Annotated in this window: 12 protein-coding genes; 3 read left to right on the top strand and 9 right to left on the bottom strand. The window is 71.0% G+C overall.

Annotation, left to right across the window (positions count from 1 at the left end; all coding sequences use genetic code 11):
• Positions 1-32: 32 nt before the first annotated feature.
• The gene (locus AB0N14_RS27025) at positions 33-1,574 is read right to left on the bottom strand and encodes an LCP family protein (protein WP_366028293.1); all 1,542 of its coding nucleotides are present in this window, start codon (positions 1,572-1,574) and stop codon (positions 33-35) included.
• Between the two features lie 98 nt (positions 1,575-1,672).
• On the opposite strand from AB0N14_RS27025, the gene AB0N14_RS27020 reads away from it, so the two are divergent.
• Positions 1,673-2,701, top strand: a complete 1,029-nt coding sequence (locus tag AB0N14_RS27020; RefSeq protein ID WP_366028292.1) for a glycosyltransferase family 2 protein — start codon at positions 1,673-1,675, stop codon at positions 2,699-2,701.
• Positions 2,702-2,805: 104 nt separating this feature from the next.
• Here AB0N14_RS27020 and AB0N14_RS27015 read toward each other — a convergent pair whose 3' ends face one another.
• The 4 genes from AB0N14_RS27015 to AB0N14_RS27000 all read right to left on the bottom strand — a co-directional run bounded on the left by AB0N14_RS27015 (position 2,806) and on the right by AB0N14_RS27000 (position 8,637).
• Positions 2,806-4,410 (bottom strand): LCP family protein, encoded by a 1,605-nt coding sequence (locus tag AB0N14_RS27015; protein ID WP_366028372.1) that lies wholly within the window; start codon positions 4,408-4,410, stop codon positions 2,806-2,808.
• A gap of 138 nt (positions 4,411-4,548) precedes the next feature.
• Positions 4,549-6,279: an LCP family protein gene (locus AB0N14_RS27010; protein WP_366028291.1), complete on the bottom strand. Its 1,731-nt coding sequence runs from the start codon at positions 6,277-6,279 to the stop codon at positions 4,549-4,551.
• A 239-nt stretch (positions 6,280-6,518) separates the two neighbouring features.
• Positions 6,519-7,676: an LCP family protein gene (locus AB0N14_RS27005; protein ID WP_366028290.1), complete on the bottom strand. Its 1,158-nt coding sequence runs from the start codon at positions 7,674-7,676 to the stop codon at positions 6,519-6,521.
• Between the two features lie 202 nt (positions 7,677-7,878).
• Positions 7,879-8,637: a TIGR03089 family protein gene (locus tag AB0N14_RS27000; RefSeq protein WP_366028289.1), complete on the bottom strand. Its 759-nt coding sequence runs from the start codon at positions 8,635-8,637 to the stop codon at positions 7,879-7,881.
• Positions 8,638-8,774: 137 nt separating this feature from the next.
• Between AB0N14_RS27000 and AB0N14_RS26995 the strand changes: the two genes are divergently transcribed.
• Together AB0N14_RS26995 and AB0N14_RS26990 are read left to right on the top strand one after the other, a co-directional pair.
• Positions 8,775-10,328 (top strand): N-acetylmuramoyl-L-alanine amidase, encoded by a 1,554-nt coding sequence (locus AB0N14_RS26995; protein WP_366028371.1) that lies wholly within the window; start codon positions 8,775-8,777, stop codon positions 10,326-10,328.
• Between the two features lie 149 nt (positions 10,329-10,477).
• Complete coding sequence (locus tag AB0N14_RS26990; protein WP_366028288.1) at positions 10,478-11,563, top strand: NDP-sugar synthase; 1,086 nt, start codon at positions 10,478-10,480, stop codon at positions 11,561-11,563.
• A gap of 52 nt (positions 11,564-11,615) precedes the next feature.
• Here the strand turns inward: AB0N14_RS26990 and AB0N14_RS26985 are convergent, their stop codons facing one another.
• The 4 genes from AB0N14_RS26985 to AB0N14_RS26970 form a co-directional block, all read right to left on the bottom strand.
• Positions 11,616-12,617 carry a DNA-3-methyladenine glycosylase 2 family protein gene (locus AB0N14_RS26985; RefSeq protein ID WP_366028287.1) on the bottom strand — a complete coding sequence of 334 codons (1,002 nt, stop codon included), beginning with the start codon at positions 12,615-12,617 and terminating at the stop codon, positions 11,616-11,618.
• 138 nt (positions 12,618-12,755) lie between these two features.
• Positions 12,756-14,087, bottom strand: coding sequence for a coenzyme F420-0:L-glutamate ligase (locus tag AB0N14_RS26980; protein ID WP_366028370.1), 1,332 nt, complete (start codon positions 14,085-14,087; stop codon positions 12,756-12,758).
• A gap of 14 nt (positions 14,088-14,101) precedes the next feature.
• Positions 14,102-15,085, bottom strand: coding sequence for a 2-phospho-L-lactate transferase (gene cofD / locus AB0N14_RS26975; protein ID WP_366028286.1), 984 nt, complete (start codon positions 15,083-15,085; stop codon positions 14,102-14,104).
• 153 nt (positions 15,086-15,238) lie between these two features.
• Positions 15,239-15,745: a cysteine dioxygenase family protein gene (locus AB0N14_RS26970; RefSeq protein WP_366028285.1), complete on the bottom strand. Its 507-nt coding sequence runs from the start codon at positions 15,743-15,745 to the stop codon at positions 15,239-15,241.
• Positions 15,746-16,215: the final 470 nt, after the last annotated feature.

The following is a 16,215-nucleotide window of genomic DNA, read 5'->3' as shown; positions in this document are numbered from 1 at the left end:
CACGGTAGTTCCGTTTCGACGCCCGGCGTCCCCTACGCCGGGCACACCACCTGATCCCCGGTCACCACCGCCTGCTGCGGCGTCGGCGAAGCCTGCGGTTCCGGCGTCCGCACCCTCACGGGCCGCACCTCCTTGAAGTCCGCCCCCACGATCACCCGGAGTGTCGTCCCCTGCCCCGGCACCGCCCGCAGCTCGCTCCCCGGCAACGCCGCCTCCAGGACCTTCGCCGAGCGGTCCCATCGCGGGTCGTAGATCACGACCGTGCGCCGCACTCCGCGCTCCGCAGCGTTCGCCGGCTGCCGCGTCGTCCGGAAACCGGCGGCCGCCAGCCCGTCGTCCGCCCGCCTGCCGAGCCCCTCCGTCAGGGTGCCGTTCTCCACCCGCACCTGGATCTGCTGCGGAGGCACCTCCACCTCCGCCGTCGCTGGTCCCCGGGCAGGAGCCTCCGGTTTCGCCTGCCCCTTCGGCCGCGGCTCCCGAGGAGCGAGCGGCCGGTCCTCCCGCAGTGAGTCGAACAACGCCTTCGCCTTCGCGTCGTCCCACTTCACCGTCGACCCCAGCCCCTTGACCTCGTACTCCATCCGCCCGATCGGCACGGTCGTGAACTCCGACGACCGCGGCGAGAAGTTGCGCATCGCCCGCCCCAGGTCCAGCAACTGGTCCGCCCCGAACCCCTGATCGGCCCGCACCGCCCCGAGCGCCGCCTGCGCCACGTCCCGGAGCTTCATCGGCTTCAGCAGCACACCCGACGACGTCGCCCGGTCGATCAGCGCCGCCAGGAACCTCTGCTGCCGCTGCATCCGCCCCAGGTCGGACGCCCCGTCCACATGCCGGGACCGCACGTACTGCAACGCCTGCCCGCCGTCCAGCACATGCGTGCCCGCGGCCAGATCGAGCCCGGTGTAGGTGTCCTTCAGCGGCTGAGTGGTACACACCCGCACCCCGCCGAGGGCGTCCACCGTCTTCATGAAGCTGATGAAGTCGACCTCCAGGTAGTGGTCGATCTTCAGATGGGTCATGTCCTCGACCGTCCGCACGGTCAGGTTCGGCCCGCCCTCCGCGTACGCCGCGTTCAGCCGGACCGGATGGGTGGCGCGCCGTTGCCCCGTCGCCTCGTCGGTGTGCTCCGGCACCTCCGCGTAGGAGTCGCGGGGGAGGCTGACCACGGTCGCCCGCTCCCGGTCCGCCGAGATGTGCACGATCATGATCGTGTCGGTGCAGTGGCAGGGCTCGCCGCCCAGGTGGAACGCCCGCCGCTCCCTCTCCGTGATCCTGTCGCGCCCGTCGGTGCCGACCAGCAGGACGTTCATGCCGTTCCCCGCCGCGGGACGGTTCTTCATATCCCTGAAAGGGTCGATGCGGGAGATCCCGCCGTCGAGGCTGGTGATCACCGCGTGCCCGATGCCCGCCGCGACCAGGACCACCACCGACAGGGTTGTGGTCATCCGTACGGGCCAGCCGCGCTTCCGCGGCCGGACGGGCGGCCGCCTGGCGGGGGAGCGGCGGACCGGCTCGCGGCGCGCGGGCGAGCGGGTGGGCGTGGGCACGGGGGAGACCTCCGCGGGGCTGGGCATGGGTCCGCGAGCACCGTAGGCCCCGGTGATCTTCGGCCCTCGGCGGCGCCCGGGCGGCGCGCACCGGTGTCCCCCGTTCGCGGTAACGTGAGGCTCCTATGAACGCCAAGCCCGACCTGCAGCTGCCTGCCGTGTCCGTGATCATGCCCGTGCTCAACGAGGAGCGGCATCTGCGCGGAGCCGTCCGAGCGATCCTCGCGCAGGAGTACGGCGGCGAGATGGAAGTCGTGATCGCGCTCGGCCCGTCCACGGACCGCACGGACGAGATCGCGGCCGAGCTGGTCCGGGAGGACCCCCGCGTGCACACGGTCCCGAACCCGACCGGCCGCACGCCCGCCGCGCTCAACGCCGCGATCAAGGCTTCCCGGCACCCGATCGTGGTCCGCGTCGACGGCCACGGCATGCTCTCGCCGAACTACATCGCGACCGCCGTACGCCTCCTGGAGGAGACCGGCGCGCAGAACGTCGGCGGCATCATGCACGCCGAGGGCGAGAACGACTGGGAGCACGCGGTCGCCGCCGCCATGACCTCGAAGATCGGGGTCGGGAACGCCGCCTTCCACACCGGCGGCGAGGCCGGCCCCGCGGAGACGGTCTACCTCGGCGTCTTCCGCCGGGAGGCCCTCGAGCAGCAGGGCGGTTACAACGAGGAGTTCATCAGGGCCCAGGACTGGGAGCTGAACTTCCGCATCCGCGAGGCGGGCGGCCTGATCTGGTTCTCACCGGAGCTGAAGGTGTCGTACCGGCCGAGGCCCTCGGTGCGCGCGCTCGCCAAGCAGTACAAGGACTACGGCCGCTGGCGCCATGTCGTCGCCCGCTACCACGAGGGCTCCATCAACCTGCGCTACCTCGCCCCGCCGGCCGCCGTGTGCGCGATCGCTGCGGGCATCGTGGCAGGCGCCGCGATCACCCCGTGGGGCTTCGTGATCCTGGGCGGCTATCTCGCGGCGATCGCCCTGGGCTCGATCCCGGCGGGCAGGGGCCTGCCGCTGAAGGCCCGTCTGCAGATCCCCGTCGCCCTCGCCACGATGCACATGTCGTGGGGCTGGGGCTTCCTGACGAGCCCCAGGTCCCTGGCGAGGAGGGTCATCGCGTCCCGGCGGCCGGCAGTGGTCAGCCAGTCCTGACCGGTCTGCCCCCGGAGCGTGCGGCAACGCCTCCGCAGTCGCACGGGGCCTGCCGCCTGGGCGGCAGGCCCCTCTTGCCGTACGTCACAGGTCCCTTCGCCCGCCTACCACCGGTAGGGCTTGTACACGTCCATGCACTGGCCGGTGTCCGAGCCGTTGATGGCGTCGGAGTTGCTGGGGATGTCCCCGGGCTTCGGTGTGGACTGCGTCGGGTAGCTCGAGCCGGTACGCCAGTCGGAGCCCACGGTGACGGTGACGCCCGACACGTCGGTGGACTTCTTCACGGCACTCATGGGGATGCCCAGTGCCGTGGCGACGCTCCGGGCATCGCCCTCCAGGTCCGCGCTCGGGTAGCGCACGACCGTCTGGTTCTCGGACAGCCCCGCGGCGGAGTCGAACACCGCCCTGCTGAAGCCCTTCCCCACGAGCACCTGGCTGATGTCGCGCGCCCGGCCGGGCACCGGGGCCTGTGTGGACGTCCTGGTGGCGTTCTGCACCACCACGCCCAACCGGTCGGCCGCGACTGTGGCCGAAGGAGCCTTGGCCGCCTGGCTCGTGCTCGTCGTCTTCTTCGGCGCCGGCGTCGTGCCCTTGTCGTCGAACGGCACGTCGTCGCGGATCATCTCCCAGATCTTGTCCGCGTTCGCACCGTCGGGGACCACGTGGTCGTCGTTCTGCGGGTCGGTGACGTTGGGCATCGTGGTCATGGTGATGCGGTTCGTCGGGACCGTCTTGAGCTGCATGGCCAGGTCGTACAGCTTCCTGACCGAGCCGATCTCCTCGGAGACCTGCAGGGACTTCGTGGCCGCCTCGGCCAGGTTCATCAGCCGGCCGGTGTCGGTGAAGACGTTCTGGCTCTTCAGCGTGCGGATCATCGAGTTCAGATACATGTGCTGAGCCCTGGCCCGCAGCAGGTCACTGCCCCAGGCGTGCCGGGTGCGCAGCCACTGCAGGGCCTGTACGCCCTTGACGTTGTGCGTGCCGGCCGTCAGCTTCAGGCCGGAACCACCGGGCGCCTGGGGCAGTGGGCGGTCCCAGACGTTCTGGTTCACGCAGACGTCGACGCCGCCGATGGCGTCCGCCATCTTCACCACGCCCGCGAAGTCGATCATCATCCAGTGGTCGATGTAGACCTTGGTCAGGTTCTGCCAGGTGGCCAGCGTGCAGCCGGGGCCGCCGCGGGCCAGCGACTCGTTGATGATGGCGTTGGTCGGCGGGTACTCGTGGCCGGTCGCCGAATCCGTGCACTTGGGGATCTCGACCCGGGTGTCGCGCGGGATGCTCACCACGGCGGCGCTCTTGCGGTCGGCGGACAGGTGGATGAGCATCTCGACGTCGGCCAGCGGCGGGTTGCCACGGTTGTCCTTGCTGCCGCCCAGCGCCACGTTCGCTGCCGAGTTACGGCTGTCGGAACCGATCAGCAGGATGTTCACCGGTGTCTGGCCGGCCGCGTTCGGCTGGGTCTTCTGTGCCTTGGAGTCGCCACTGCTGCGCTCGCCCTTGCGGATGTTGCCGTTCAGGTGCTGGTAGTAGAGGTATCCGGCGCCGGCCGTGCCGAGTATCACGACCGAAAGAACCGTCGCCGACCACCGCAGCGCGCGTCTTCTGCGGCGTCTGTTGCCGCCGCCGCGTCCGCCGTTGCCGGGCCCTCGCCCCCCGCTCGGGCCATGGTCGTCCGGCGTGTGCCGTCCCTGAGGTGTGAGGGACATGGCCTCTTCGACCGCAGATGCTTCCCCGCGCAGACCGTACTGCGTCAACTACCCATCCTCCCCACCCTTGCGGCACCTGACGGGCCTGTCAGGCGTCCTGTTAGACGCACGACAGGCCCGTGAGGTGGCGCTGTGCGCTCAACTGGCGCACTGAACCTTGTCCGCTGTGGACTTGTTGGGGACGTCCGGCGCCTTGGTCGGAGCGGTGAGCGGCGTGCCCGGGCCCCGGAAGTCCTGTCCGAGGGTCAGCACGATGGCGGGCAGCCCCTGGTCGTTCTTCTCGCTCTTGCCCGGCTTCAGCGCCGAAGCGGGCAACCCCATGATGTCCGCCAGCTTCCGCGCCTGGCCGGCCTGGTCGGGAGAGTACTCGAGCGTCGTCTTGCCGAGTGTCTTGCCCGCGTTGCCGAGCTGGCTGGACTTGGTCACGCCCTCGTCGTTCTGCAGCCAGCTCAGAGTCGCCTGTGCGCTGCCGGCGGGGGCGCCGCCGTTGTAGATGTCCACGCGGATGTCGGAGGCGGCGGATCGGGAGCCCTTGAGGGGGTCGCTCGCGGCAGTCTTCGCCGCCTTCTCCTTCTTCACGGTGGTGAAGGACACGTCGTTCTTGATCGCGTCGAAGACCTCGGGAGCCGTGTTCGGGTCGACGATGACCGTCTTGTGCACCGGGCCGTCCGCGGGATTGTCGACCACCGGCACGGTCAGGAAGGTGATGTTCTTCGTCGGTACCTTCTTGAGCTCCAGGGCCACGTCCTTGAGCGTGCTCACCTTGTGCAGGCCCGTGTCGACGGTCAGCGCCTTGGTGGCGGCCTCGGCGAGGTCGAGCAGCTTCGTCGGGTCGGTCAGCGTGTCACTCGAGGCCATCTTGCGCATCAGCGACGCCATGAACTGCTGCTGCACCTTGATCCGGTCCAGGTCGCCCTGGTTGCCCCAGGCGTGCCGCGTGCGCACGAACGCGAGGGCCTGCTCGCCCTCGATCTTGGAGGGGCCGGCGGGCAGTTTGAGGTGCGACTTCTCGTCGTTGACCGCGTGCTTGAGACACACCTCGACGCCGCCCACCGCCGTCGTCAGCGTCTTCACCGCGTTGAAGTCGAGCATCATGAAGTGGTCGGGTTCTATGCCTCCGGTGATCTCCTTCACCGTGCGCATGGTGCAGCCCGGGTCGCGGCCGTCCTGCCCGAGGCTCGTGTTGAAGCGGACGTTCTGTGTGCCGGGGATGACCTTGATGGTTCCGTCGGGCTGCTTGGTCGGGCAGTCAGGGACGTTGACGATCAGGTCGCGGGGAATGCTGAGCGCGGTCGCGTTCGTCCGGTCCTTGGAGACGTGCAGCAGGATGTTGGTGTCGGCATGGCCGACGCTGCCATTGTCGCCGTAGCCCTCGTTGCCCTTACCGGTGCGCTTGTCGGTACCGATGATCAGGATGTTGAAGGCCTCGTCCTTGCTGAAGCTGTTCTTGGCGGCGTCCCCCACGTCCGTCGTCGAGACGTTGCCCTCGAGGTGCTGCAGGTAGAAGTAACCGGCCGCCGTGACCGCGACGAGCACGAACGCCATGCTGCCGCCGGCCCACAACGCTATCTTCTTCGCTTTGCCCTTCTTGGTCTTCGTACGACCCCGGCGGCGCCCCGGCGGCTCCGGGGGAGCCGCCCGGCGGCGGCGCTGACCGGGGAGGACGTCCGGGGCCGGTTCCCCGCGGCCGGGTGCCGTGCGGGTGCCCCCCTGCGCGCTGCCGGCGGGAGTCCCCCTGCGCGGTCTCGGCACGGACGACTGCGCTCCGGGAGCGGCCAGTCGCAGTTCGTATTCGCCGGTGTTCGGGTTGAGCACCCACTGGTCTGCGGGGTCGATGTTGTCCGCCCGCCCACGGCCTTGCGCGTCCACGGTTGTCCGTATCCTCCGTCGGGGCCACGCGGCGCCTTCCCCCTCAAGGCGCTCGGGTCTCTTCAGCCAGTGCGTGAGCCCGGGACGGACCTCGGGGCGTGGCACCGGATCGCTCACACTATCCGCCCAGTTCAGCGTCGAGCGACGGCGGTGACAAATTCCACTTGCCTACAACCGGGCAATCCGCCCTATTTCTCAGACACTTCTTAGCTCACGCGTTCCCCGCCATGGGGTGCGCTTTACCCGCAGGCGTCCTGGGCGGCCGTGTTGCCGGTGAAAGTGGGCGTGGGTCCAGGGGGTGTCTTCTCCCGCGGCCCGGGTCCGAAATCGGGCGACGTATTGCTCGTTTTTGCGGCTGAATTACCCGGAACTTCCTTGGTGACCTCGACCGGCTGGTCCGCGCGCAGGCGCCGGAAGAGTTTGTCCGCCGCCGGCTGCACGAGTTGGTCACGATTGATGTCGCCCGGGTACGGGGCGCGCGGGGCCGTCAGGAACCGCACATGTTCGGCGGAGAGGTTCCCGAGCCCGCGCACGAGTGCATAGAGTCCGCGCAGACTCGCCAGACCCGGGTCCGTGGTGAGGGCCGAGGTGGCCGCGTCCAGCACGGGGTACAGCTTCACCGGGTTGAGCAGGACGCCGTTGCTGCGCACCTTGGTCACCAGCGCGCCGAGGAAACGCTGCTGGCGCTCCATCCGCTCGGTGTCGCTGCCGTCGCCGAGGCTCTTGCGGGCCCGTACGTAGCCGAGCGCCTGCTCGCCGTCGAGCGTCACCTTGCCCGCGGGCAGTCTGAGCCTGGCGGCCGTGTCGTCGATCGGCTGCCTCAGACACACCCGGACGCCGCCTAGCGCGTCGATCATCTTCTTGAAGCCGTTGAAGTCGACGACCATGTGGTGGTCGATCCGGATGCTCGTCAGCTTCTCGACGGTACGGATCGTGCAGGCCGAACCGCCGGTCGCGAAGGCGTGGTTGAACATGGTGAACTGCGCCTCGCTGCGGCTGCCGTCCGGCCGGCCGCAACTCGGCACGTTCACCATGAGGTCCCGGGGCAGGGAGACGGCGGTGGCACTTCGGCGGTCGGCCGCGAGGTGCAGCAGGATCGTGGTGTCGGACCGCTCCGTCCCGGAATCCCGCCCGTACCGGCCGTTGCCGGCGCCCGCACGCGAGTCTGACCCGATGAGCAGGATGTTCCGCGCGCCGCGCACGAGCGAAGTGGGCCGCTCCTTCTCGTACCGGGCGAGCTCGGCGGCCGCGGCCTCGTCCGCGGTGATGTTCGAGTCCAGCTTCTCGTACACGACCCACCCGGCCCCGGCGGCACTCAGCAGGAGCGCGGCCAGTCCGACCGCACACCATCGCACCCAGCGCCACCGCCGATGACGTGCTCTCACTGCCGGGTCCACCGCCTTGCGTCGTATGAGCGTGAGCTGCTGTTACGACCATGGCCCGGGGCCGGGTTGCGGGGCGTCCGATACTGGTCCGGATGGACGCCGACCGCGCCTCTATAGGGGCGCGGGGCTGTGACAATCGTGCGGCTCCTCGGCGTGGCGTCATCAGCCGCAAGGGACCCGCGGGCGAACAACGAGCGGGAGCCGCAGGCGCTGATCAGCTGACAGCCGTCGTCGTCACCTTCTCGCTCTCGATCCGCCTGGCCAGCCCTTCCCCTCCCAGCCGCTCGAGATGCCGGCACAAGACGACCGAGCCCCCCACGGCCAAGGGCGCGTACAAGCCGGCGCTCAACCCCGCCCACGTGTCATACGGCAGCCCCGACAGCAACCGCGCCCCGGGCTCCGTCAGCCCGAGGGGGAGCGCGTCCTCACGGGCCCGTTCCACGACCTCCGCCGCCGTGTACTCGGCCCCGGCGACGATCAGCGCCGGCTCGTCCGGGGCGACAGGCGCGTACGGCTGAAAGCGGTCGCCCTGGCTCGGCACTTCGACGGCGTAGTCGACGAAGCCGTCCGGGGTCTGCGGGAAGCGGCCGCCGAGGGGGCGCAGGGCGAGGGCCACACGCTCCCCTGGACAGGCACGCGCCGCGTCCAGCGTGTCCGGACCACTGACCACGAGGTCGGCGGCGGCCGGATCGCCGCCGACGTCCGCGAGGACGCCCACGGACGAGCAGGCGAGCAGCCACACCGCCGTCTGCCAGTGCGCGGGCAGCAACAGCGCGACCCGGTCGCCGGGCTCGGCGGCGAGGTCACCCTGAAGGAGGTTGGCGGTCTTGGCCACCCAATTGGCGAAGGTGGCCACGGAGAGTTCGACGCGTTCGCCCGTGGCGTCGTCGTAGAAGGTCACCAGGGGGCGCGCGGGGTCCGCGGCGAGCGCGGATCGCAGCAGGTCGGCGGGGGTGCGATCGGTGGCGTTCACGGCGCAAGAGTACGCGGGGGCCAACGTGCGCGCGTCGGCGGCGGGGTTTTGGGCGACACCGGTTCGGCTGAGTGCGATCGACGGGGCGTCAGATTCCAAATAGACATATATGTCTGACTATGTTCAAGATCGTGTGCATGCATGGATATCTTGCTTCCTCGATCGGCGTCGCCTGCGCGGCGGTACTGACCCTTCCGTTCGCGATCCCGGCGGCGGTGGCCGGAACGGGTGCGCGGGGTCCGTCGGCTTCGGCGGCCGTCCCCGGCAGTACCCAGTCCTTCCCCCTCGTGCCCTTCACCCGTGCCGCCGGGGCGGTGGTCGACGCGGGCCTGACCCCGCAGGCGGTGCGCTCCTTCTCGCTCGTCGGCGTCGTCTGGGACGACCCGGGCACCGAACTCCACGGCCACGTCGAGGTCCGTACCCGCGCGAGCGGGACGCACCAGTGGTCCGAGTGGCAGGAACTCGAGACGCACCACCGCGGCCACGGCCCCGATCCCGGCACCGCGGAGGGCCGGTCCAGCAGGGCACGCGGGGCGACCGCGCCGCTGTGGGTCGGTGACTCGGACGCAGTGGCGGTACGGGTGAGCGCCGAGGGGGACGACACCGGAACGACACGATCGCCCGCGCTCCCCGACGGACTCCGTGTCGAACTGGTCGATCCCGGCGTGGGTTCGAAGGCGGGCACCCCCGGGCCCACCGCCCACGCCGCCGCGCCGGAACCGTCCGACGGGGGCGCACCCGACACCGCGGCCGGCGCGGGCTCCAACGCATTCGGCCGGGACGCCCCTCGCGCGCCCCTGAATGACAGCGCGGCCCCGTCACCTTCGCGCGAGGGGCAGGGGCCGCAGGCGGCGAAGGAAACGCAGGGACCGCAGGGGACGGTGAAGGAACCGTCGGACACGGCGGAGGAGACCGTCGACCCTGCGCTGGGGACGGCGAACCCCGCCAAGGAGACCCCGAACCCGACGAAGGGGACCGCGAACCCGACGAAGGGGACCGCGAATCAGGGACAGGAGACCGCAAACCCGGCAAAGGGGACCGTGAATCCCGCGGACACCGCCGGCCCCGCAAAGGAGGCGACCCACACCGCCCCGCGTCCGAAAATCGTCACCCGCAGCGGCTGGGGCGCCGACGAAACCCTGCGCGAGGCGGGCTTCGTCTACACGGACAGTGTGAAGGTCGCGTTCGTGCACCACACGGCGTCGGGCAACAACTACACCTGCGAGCAGGCGCCTTCCGTCATCCGCAGTATCTACCGCTACCACGTGGTGAGTAACGGCTGGCGGGACATCGGCTACAACTTCCTCGTCGACAAGTGCGGAACCATCTACGAGGGCCGCGCCGGAGGCATCGACAAGCCCGTGCTGGGCGCCCACACCCTCGGGTTCAACAGTGACAGCACGGGCATCGCCGTCATCGGCACCTACTCCAGCGACACCAAACCGCCGGCCAAGACGCTGGACGGGGTGGGCGCACTGACCGCGTGGAAACTCGGTCTGTACGGCATGGATCCGCGCGGCACGACATACCTGGTGTCCGGGGGTGGCAATCTGTACCCGAAGGGTCAGATGGCGCGACTGAACGTACTCTCCGGCCATCGCGACGGGTACGCCACGGACTGTCCTGGTGCGCAGCTCTACGGCAAACTCTCCACGATCCGCTCCACCGCGGCCCGCCTGCAGGGCCGCTGAGGACGGAGGCCGCCGCATGACGAAAGTACCTGAGAGGGACCTCTCTCACGGTCCTCATAACGCCCCTTGCGGTCCTCGCAACACGGTCTGCATAGACTGGTCGGCCGATTCACAGTTTGGCCGGTCCCGGCAGGAAGCAGAGACGACAGGTGACAGAAGCGATCCTCCTGGTCGGCGGTAGAGGCACCCGACTTCGCCCGCTCACGGTGAACACCCCCAAGCCGATGGTTCCGGCGGCCGGGGTCCCGTTCCTCACACACCAGCTGGCGCGGGCGAAGGCGGCGGGCGTGGAGCACATCGTGCTCGCCACCTCTTATCTGGCAGAGGTCTTCGAGCCGTACTTCGGTGACGGCTCGTCCCTCGGCCTCCGCCTCGAGTACGTCACGGAGGAGGAGCCCCTCGGTACAGGCGGCGCCATCCGCAACGTGGCAAGCCGCCTCCACTCCGGTCCCGAAGACCCGGTACTGGTCTTCAACGGGGACATTCTCACGGGCCTCGACATCAGCGCCCTGGTCCGTACCCACCAGTCGACGGGCGCGGACGTGTCGCTGCACCTGACGAAGGTGACGGACCCGAGGGCGTACGGCCTGGTCCCCACCGACGAGACGGGCCGGGTGACGGCGTTCCTGGAGAAGCCGCAGACGCCGGAGGAGATCGTCACCGACCAGATCAACGCCGGCGCGTACGTCTTCCGCCGCTCGGTGATCGACACGATTCCCGTGGGCCGCCCGGTGTCGGTGGAACGTGAGACGTTCCCGGACCTGCTGGCGGCGGGAGCCCATCTGCAGGGCATGGTCGACTCCACGTACTGGCTGGACCTGGGCACCCCGGCGGCCTTCGTGCGCGGCTCGGCGGACCTGGTCCTCGGGCGGGCGCCGTCCCCGGCCGTGCCCGGCCGCTGCGGCGACCGCCTGATCCTGCCGACGGCCTCGGTCGCGTCGGACGCGAAGCTGACAGGCGGCACGGTGGTGGGCGAGGGTGCGTTCGTCGGAGAGGGCGCCCGGATCTCCGGCAGCACGGTGCTCTCCGGCGCCGTCGTGGAGCCCGGGGCGGTCATCACGGACTCTTTGATCGGCGCCCGGTCCCGCATCGGCGAGCGCTCGATCGTCACGGGCGCGGTCATCGGTGACGGCGCGGTGGTCGGCGCGGACAACGAACTCCGAGAAGGAGTACGGGTCTGGTGCGACGCGCGGATCCCGGCGGGCGCGGTGCGCTTCTCCTCGGACCAGCAGTAGCGCCTTTCGCCGACGCCGGGTGCCCTGTGCCACGTGGGTGCCCGGCGTCGCGCTACAACCGCCCGATGTCGCCCCGCCGCATCCGCGGGGCGCGCCGCGGCGGCGCAGACCCGCTCAACAGGATCAGCCGTGCCGCCCGGTGCCGCTGGCCGGCGTACGGCTGAAGCAACGACAGCATCAGGGAGTCGTCCGCGTCCCGGTCCCCGGCCAGCGCGTATCCGACGATCCCGGGCAGATGCAGGTCCCCCACGGTCACCGAGTCCGCCGCCCCGTGACTGCGCTGCACGGTCTCCGCCGAGGTCCACGGGCCGATCCCGGGCACCACCTCGAGCCGCGCCTGTGCCTCGGCCGGCTCCATGCCCACCGCCTGCTCCAGCCGGGCGGCGACCCGCACGGCCCGCAGGATCGTCGACGCCCGCTTGTTGTCGACCCCGGCCCGATGCCACTCCCAGGACGGAATGAGCGCCCACGTCCGCGGCGCCGGCATCACATGCATCCGCCCCGGCGCGGGTCCCGGCGCCGGTTCCCCGAACTTCCGTACGAGCAGCCGCCAGGCCCGGTACGCCTCGTCCGTCGTGACCTTCTGCTCCAGGATCGACGGAATCAGCGACTCCAGTACCAGGCCGGTCCGGGTGAGCCGCAGCCCCGGCCGGCGGTGCCGCGCCAGCGCGACCAGTCGGTGCCGCGGCTCGAAGGCGTCGGGATCGTCCAACGCGCCGAGCAATTCAGGTAGTTGGCCCAGCAGCCACTCCGCCCCGGGCCCCCAGGCCTCCGCCTCGGCGACCCCGCCCCGGAGGGCGACCCGCAGTGTGCCCGGACCCAGCGGCGTACGGCTGGCCCGCCACACCGAGCCGTCGGGCGTCGCCCGGAAGGTGGGATCGGCGGGCCCGCGCCGCAGCGGCCCGAGCACCAGGCCAAGGTCCAGTGGCCCGGGCGGGGTCCAGGTCCGCCGCCGTCCGGGTGCCGCGGCCGGCCGCGGCACGCCCGGGGGCACGACGACATGCCCACCGCGCGCGGTCGTCGGAGTGGGGCGGGGAGCGAATCGTCCGGCCACGGATGAGGTCCTGGTGATAGAGGTGTCTGGTGCCCTGGTTGTCGTGGTGTCGTGGCGTGTCGTCAGTGTCCTGGGTGTCGTCCTACGAGGGTAGGGGGCGTGTGCCCGGCTCCGGGCGCCTTGTGCCGGCGCCCCCGCTCACCGCACCTCGATGAACGCCCCCGCATCCCGCTCCGGCCGCGGCTTCGGTTCCTCGGCCGGATGCCCCACCGCCACCGCGCCCATCGGCTCCCAGCTCGCCGGCAGTTCCAGCACCTCGCGGACGACGTCCCGGCAGAACATCGTCGAGGAAACCCACGCCGACCCCAACCGCTCCCCGGCGAGCGCGACGAGGAGATTCTGCACGCCCGCGCCCGTCGCGACCACGAACATCTCCCGCTCGGCCGCGTCCCGCCGCGTGTCGCCGTAGGTGTGGGAGCCGTCCATGACCATGCACGGCACGACGAGGTACGGCGCGTTGCGCAGCACGTCCCCGCGCCGGACGCGCTTGGCGATGGACTCCTCCGTCTTCCCGTCCCGGCGCAGGTCCGCGATCCACGCGTCCCGCATCGTGTCGAGGAGCCGCGTCCGCGACTCCTCGGACTCCAGCAGCACGAACCGCCACGGCGTGGTGTGGTGCGGCGCCGGAGCCGTCACGGCGGCGGCCACCGCACGGCGTACGGCACCGGGGTCGACGGGCTCGTCGGTGAACGCGCGCACCGTACGCCGCTGGGTCACCGCCTCCCGTACCGCCTCGGACGTGCCCAGCCGGAACATGTCGTCGCGCGCGCCGCGCACCATCGCCCGCGCGCCGTCGCCGTGGTCGCCGGTCATCACATGCGGCAGCCCGCGGACCACCGCGACGGGCAGCCCGGCGGCCTTGCCCTTGACCAGATCACCCGCGGCCGCCAGCTCGTCGGCGGTGGCGACGACCGTCGCGCTCAACGGGTTGCCGTGTGCGTCCGTGCCGCCGCGCAGGTCGTCGAGGACCCGTACGCCCGCCGCCCCGATGGCGACGTCGGTGAGCCCGGTGCGCCAGGGCCGCCCGAAGGTGTCCGTGACGATCACGCCGACCTCCACGCCGAGCGTGTCCCGCAGCCCCTCGCGGATGGCGCGCGCGGACGCGTCGGGGTCCTCGGGCAGCAACAGCACGGTGCCCGCGGGGGTGTTGGAGGCGTCGACACCGGCGGCGGCCATCACCAGGCCCTGCCGGTTCTCCACGATCCTGAGCGGACCGCGCCGGGCCACGACCCGCACTGTCTCGGCGTCGATGGCGGCCTCCCGGTCGTCCGCCCGGACGACGCGTCCCTCCGCCTTCGAGACGATCTTGGAGGTGACGAGCAGGACGTCGCCGTCGACGAGCCCTGGCTCGGCCGCGGCGATCACCTTGGCGAGGTCGTCGCCCTCACGGATCTCCGGCAGCCCCGCAAGCGCCCAGACCCGGTAGGCGGGCGCCGCGACGGGGGCCCCGCCGCCGGCCCCGGCATCCATGGAAAGCCCGCCGCTCAAGCCCCCCGCACCTCCTCCGCCAGCGCGAGGGCCTCCCGGGCCATCCGCGCCGTCGCCTCCAGGTCCGTCATCATCAGCGGTACCACGCGGCAGCGGATGCCGGCGGCCTCCACGCGCTCCACGGCGGCCGCGTCCACCGTGTCGACGAGCCAGCCGTCCAGCAGCCCCGAGCCGTAGTGCTCGGCCACCGCCGCGGCCGTGGACTCCACGCCGACCGCCGCGAGCACCTTGTCGGCCATCCCGCGCACGGGAGCGTCACCGATGATGGGGGACAGGCCCACCACCGGGACCCCGGCGTCCGCGATGGCCTCCCGGATGCCGGGGACCGCGAGGATCGTGCCGATGGAGACGACGGGGTTGGACGGCGGGAAGAGGATCACGTCCGCCTCGGCGATCGCCTCCAGGACACCCGGCGCGGGCTTCGCCTGCTCGGCGCCGACCGGCACGACCGCCTCGGCCGGGACGGAGGCGCGCAGCCGCACCCAGTACTCCTGGAAGTGGATCGCCTTACGCTCGCCTGATCCCGCGCCGGAGCCGCTGTCGGGCAGGGTGACGGCGACATGGGTCTCGACGCGGTCGTCCGACATGGGGATGAGCCGGACCCCCGGCTTCCAGCGCTCGCACAGGGCCTCCGTCACCGCGCTCAGCGGGTAGCCCGCGCCCAGCATCTGGGTCCGTACGATGTGCGTGGCGAAGTCGCGGTCGCCGAGCCCGAACCACTCCGGCCCGACGCCGTACGCCGCGAGCTCCTCCTTGAGGTGGAAGGTCTCGTCGGCCCGACCCCAGCCCTGTTCCTCGTTGATGCCGCCGCCGAGCGTGTACATCACCGTGTCGAGGTCCGGGCAGACCTTCAGCCCGAAGAGGTGGATGTCGTCGCCGGTGTTGCCGATGACGGTGATCTCCGCGTCGGGCGCGGCCCGCTTCAGACCCCGCAGAAACCGGGCACCGCCGATGCCGCCTGCCAGAACCACAATGCGCATGGATGCAGTCTTGCAGGCGCCTACGACAACGCGTGACCCGGCGGTGACACCCGCGACGCCGCCCGGCACCGGGCCGGTCCCGACCCGCCGCCGGGCTCCCCTTCTGTCCGGGGCTCCCCCTTCTGTCCGGGGCTCCTCTTCCTTCCGGGGCTCTCAGGCCGTGACCGTGTCCACCCTGCCGCGCTCAGCCACGCACGCCCTGGTGTGCATCGGCATCTCCGTCAGCCCGGGGAAGTAGACGTGCAGGCTGACCGCCGGTTCCAGCGCGTCGTTCACCACTTCGTGTACGTAGCCGGGCGCGAACACGCGCTGCGCCCCCATGCGCAGTGCGCGCGTGCCGCGCTCCGTGCGCTCCGTGAGTGCGCCGTGCAGGACGGTCAGTACGCCCGACGAGCGCCCGTGGTCGTGCAGCCCGCTGCCCTGCCCGGGCACCCAGGACAGCAGCCACATCTCGTAGCCGGGTCCGGTCTGCAGCCGGTGGTACCAGCGGGAGGTCGCGTCGTACCGGACCAGGTGCTCCCACCGGGAGCGGTCGGCGGCGATGGAGCGGGCGAGCCCGGCGAACTCGGCCACGGTGACCGGGTGCTCGCGCGGCGGCTGAAGCAGGTGCGGTACTTCCAGGATGTCGCCGGCGATCTGCAGGTCGCTGTCGCTGTTCATGGGTGCGGTGGTTTCCTCGGCGGGAGAGAGCGGGGGGTGGGGTGTCGCGTGTCGTCCGCCCGGGTCACGGGCATGGCGCGAGCCCTGGTGCGGGCGGAGGGAACTACGGCCGGGCGTGTGGACCCGGGAGCGGCCGGAGCGCGGGGGAAGGCTCAACAGCCGGAACAGCAACAGCTACAGCGAGCGCGGGCAGCACCGTGGGACCCGGGGGTGCGGGTCTGGGTGAGTGCCGAGTTCGCGAGCATGCCCACTAGCACATCGGTTCACACCTTTCCCTGTCAACTTGACGTCCGCCATGTGGGAGCTGTTTCACCTCATCCGGTTCATCCTGCAGAGGAAAGGTTTGTTCAGTGCAGTCGGGGGGACACATGGCGCACCGCCGGGCGCGTGGACGTCGTTGCGATCTCGTGATCCGAATGTGATCCGGTTCGAGCTTCGGCGTGCGTGTCGGAACGAGATCGAACTGCTGG

The sequence above is a fragment of the Streptomyces sp. NPDC051104 genome (genome assembly GCF_040682835.1).
GTDB lineage: Bacteria > Actinomycetota > Actinomycetes > Streptomycetales > Streptomycetaceae > Streptomyces > Streptomyces cynarae.
Note: the sequence above shows the minus strand (reverse complement) of the source record. Positions and strands in the feature narration are given on the sequence as shown.

Coding starts and splice junctions, on each gene's coding strand:
- AB0N14_RS27025 (WP_366028293.1), bottom strand. CDS start 1,574: ATGCCCAGCCCCGCGGAGGTCTCCCCCGTGCCCACGCCCACCCGCTCG.
- AB0N14_RS27020 (WP_366028292.1), top strand. CDS start 1,673: ATGAACGCCAAGCCCGACCTGCAGCTGCCTGCCGTGTCCGTGATCATG.
- AB0N14_RS27015 (WP_366028372.1), bottom strand. CDS start 4,410: ATGTCCCTCACACCTCAGGGACGGCACACGCCGGACGACCATGGCCCG.
- AB0N14_RS26995 (WP_366028371.1), top strand. CDS start 8,775: ATGCATGGATATCTTGCTTCCTCGATCGGCGTCGCCTGCGCGGCGGTA.
- AB0N14_RS26980 (WP_366028370.1), bottom strand. CDS start 14,087: ATGGATGCCGGGGCCGGCGGCGGGGCCCCCGTCGCGGCGCCCGCCTAC.
- cofD (WP_366028286.1), bottom strand. CDS start 15,085: ATGCGCATTGTGGTTCTGGCAGGCGGCATCGGCGGTGCCCGGTTTCTG.
- AB0N14_RS26970 (WP_366028285.1), bottom strand. CDS start 15,745: ATGAACAGCGACAGCGACCTGCAGATCGCCGGCGACATCCTGGAAGTA.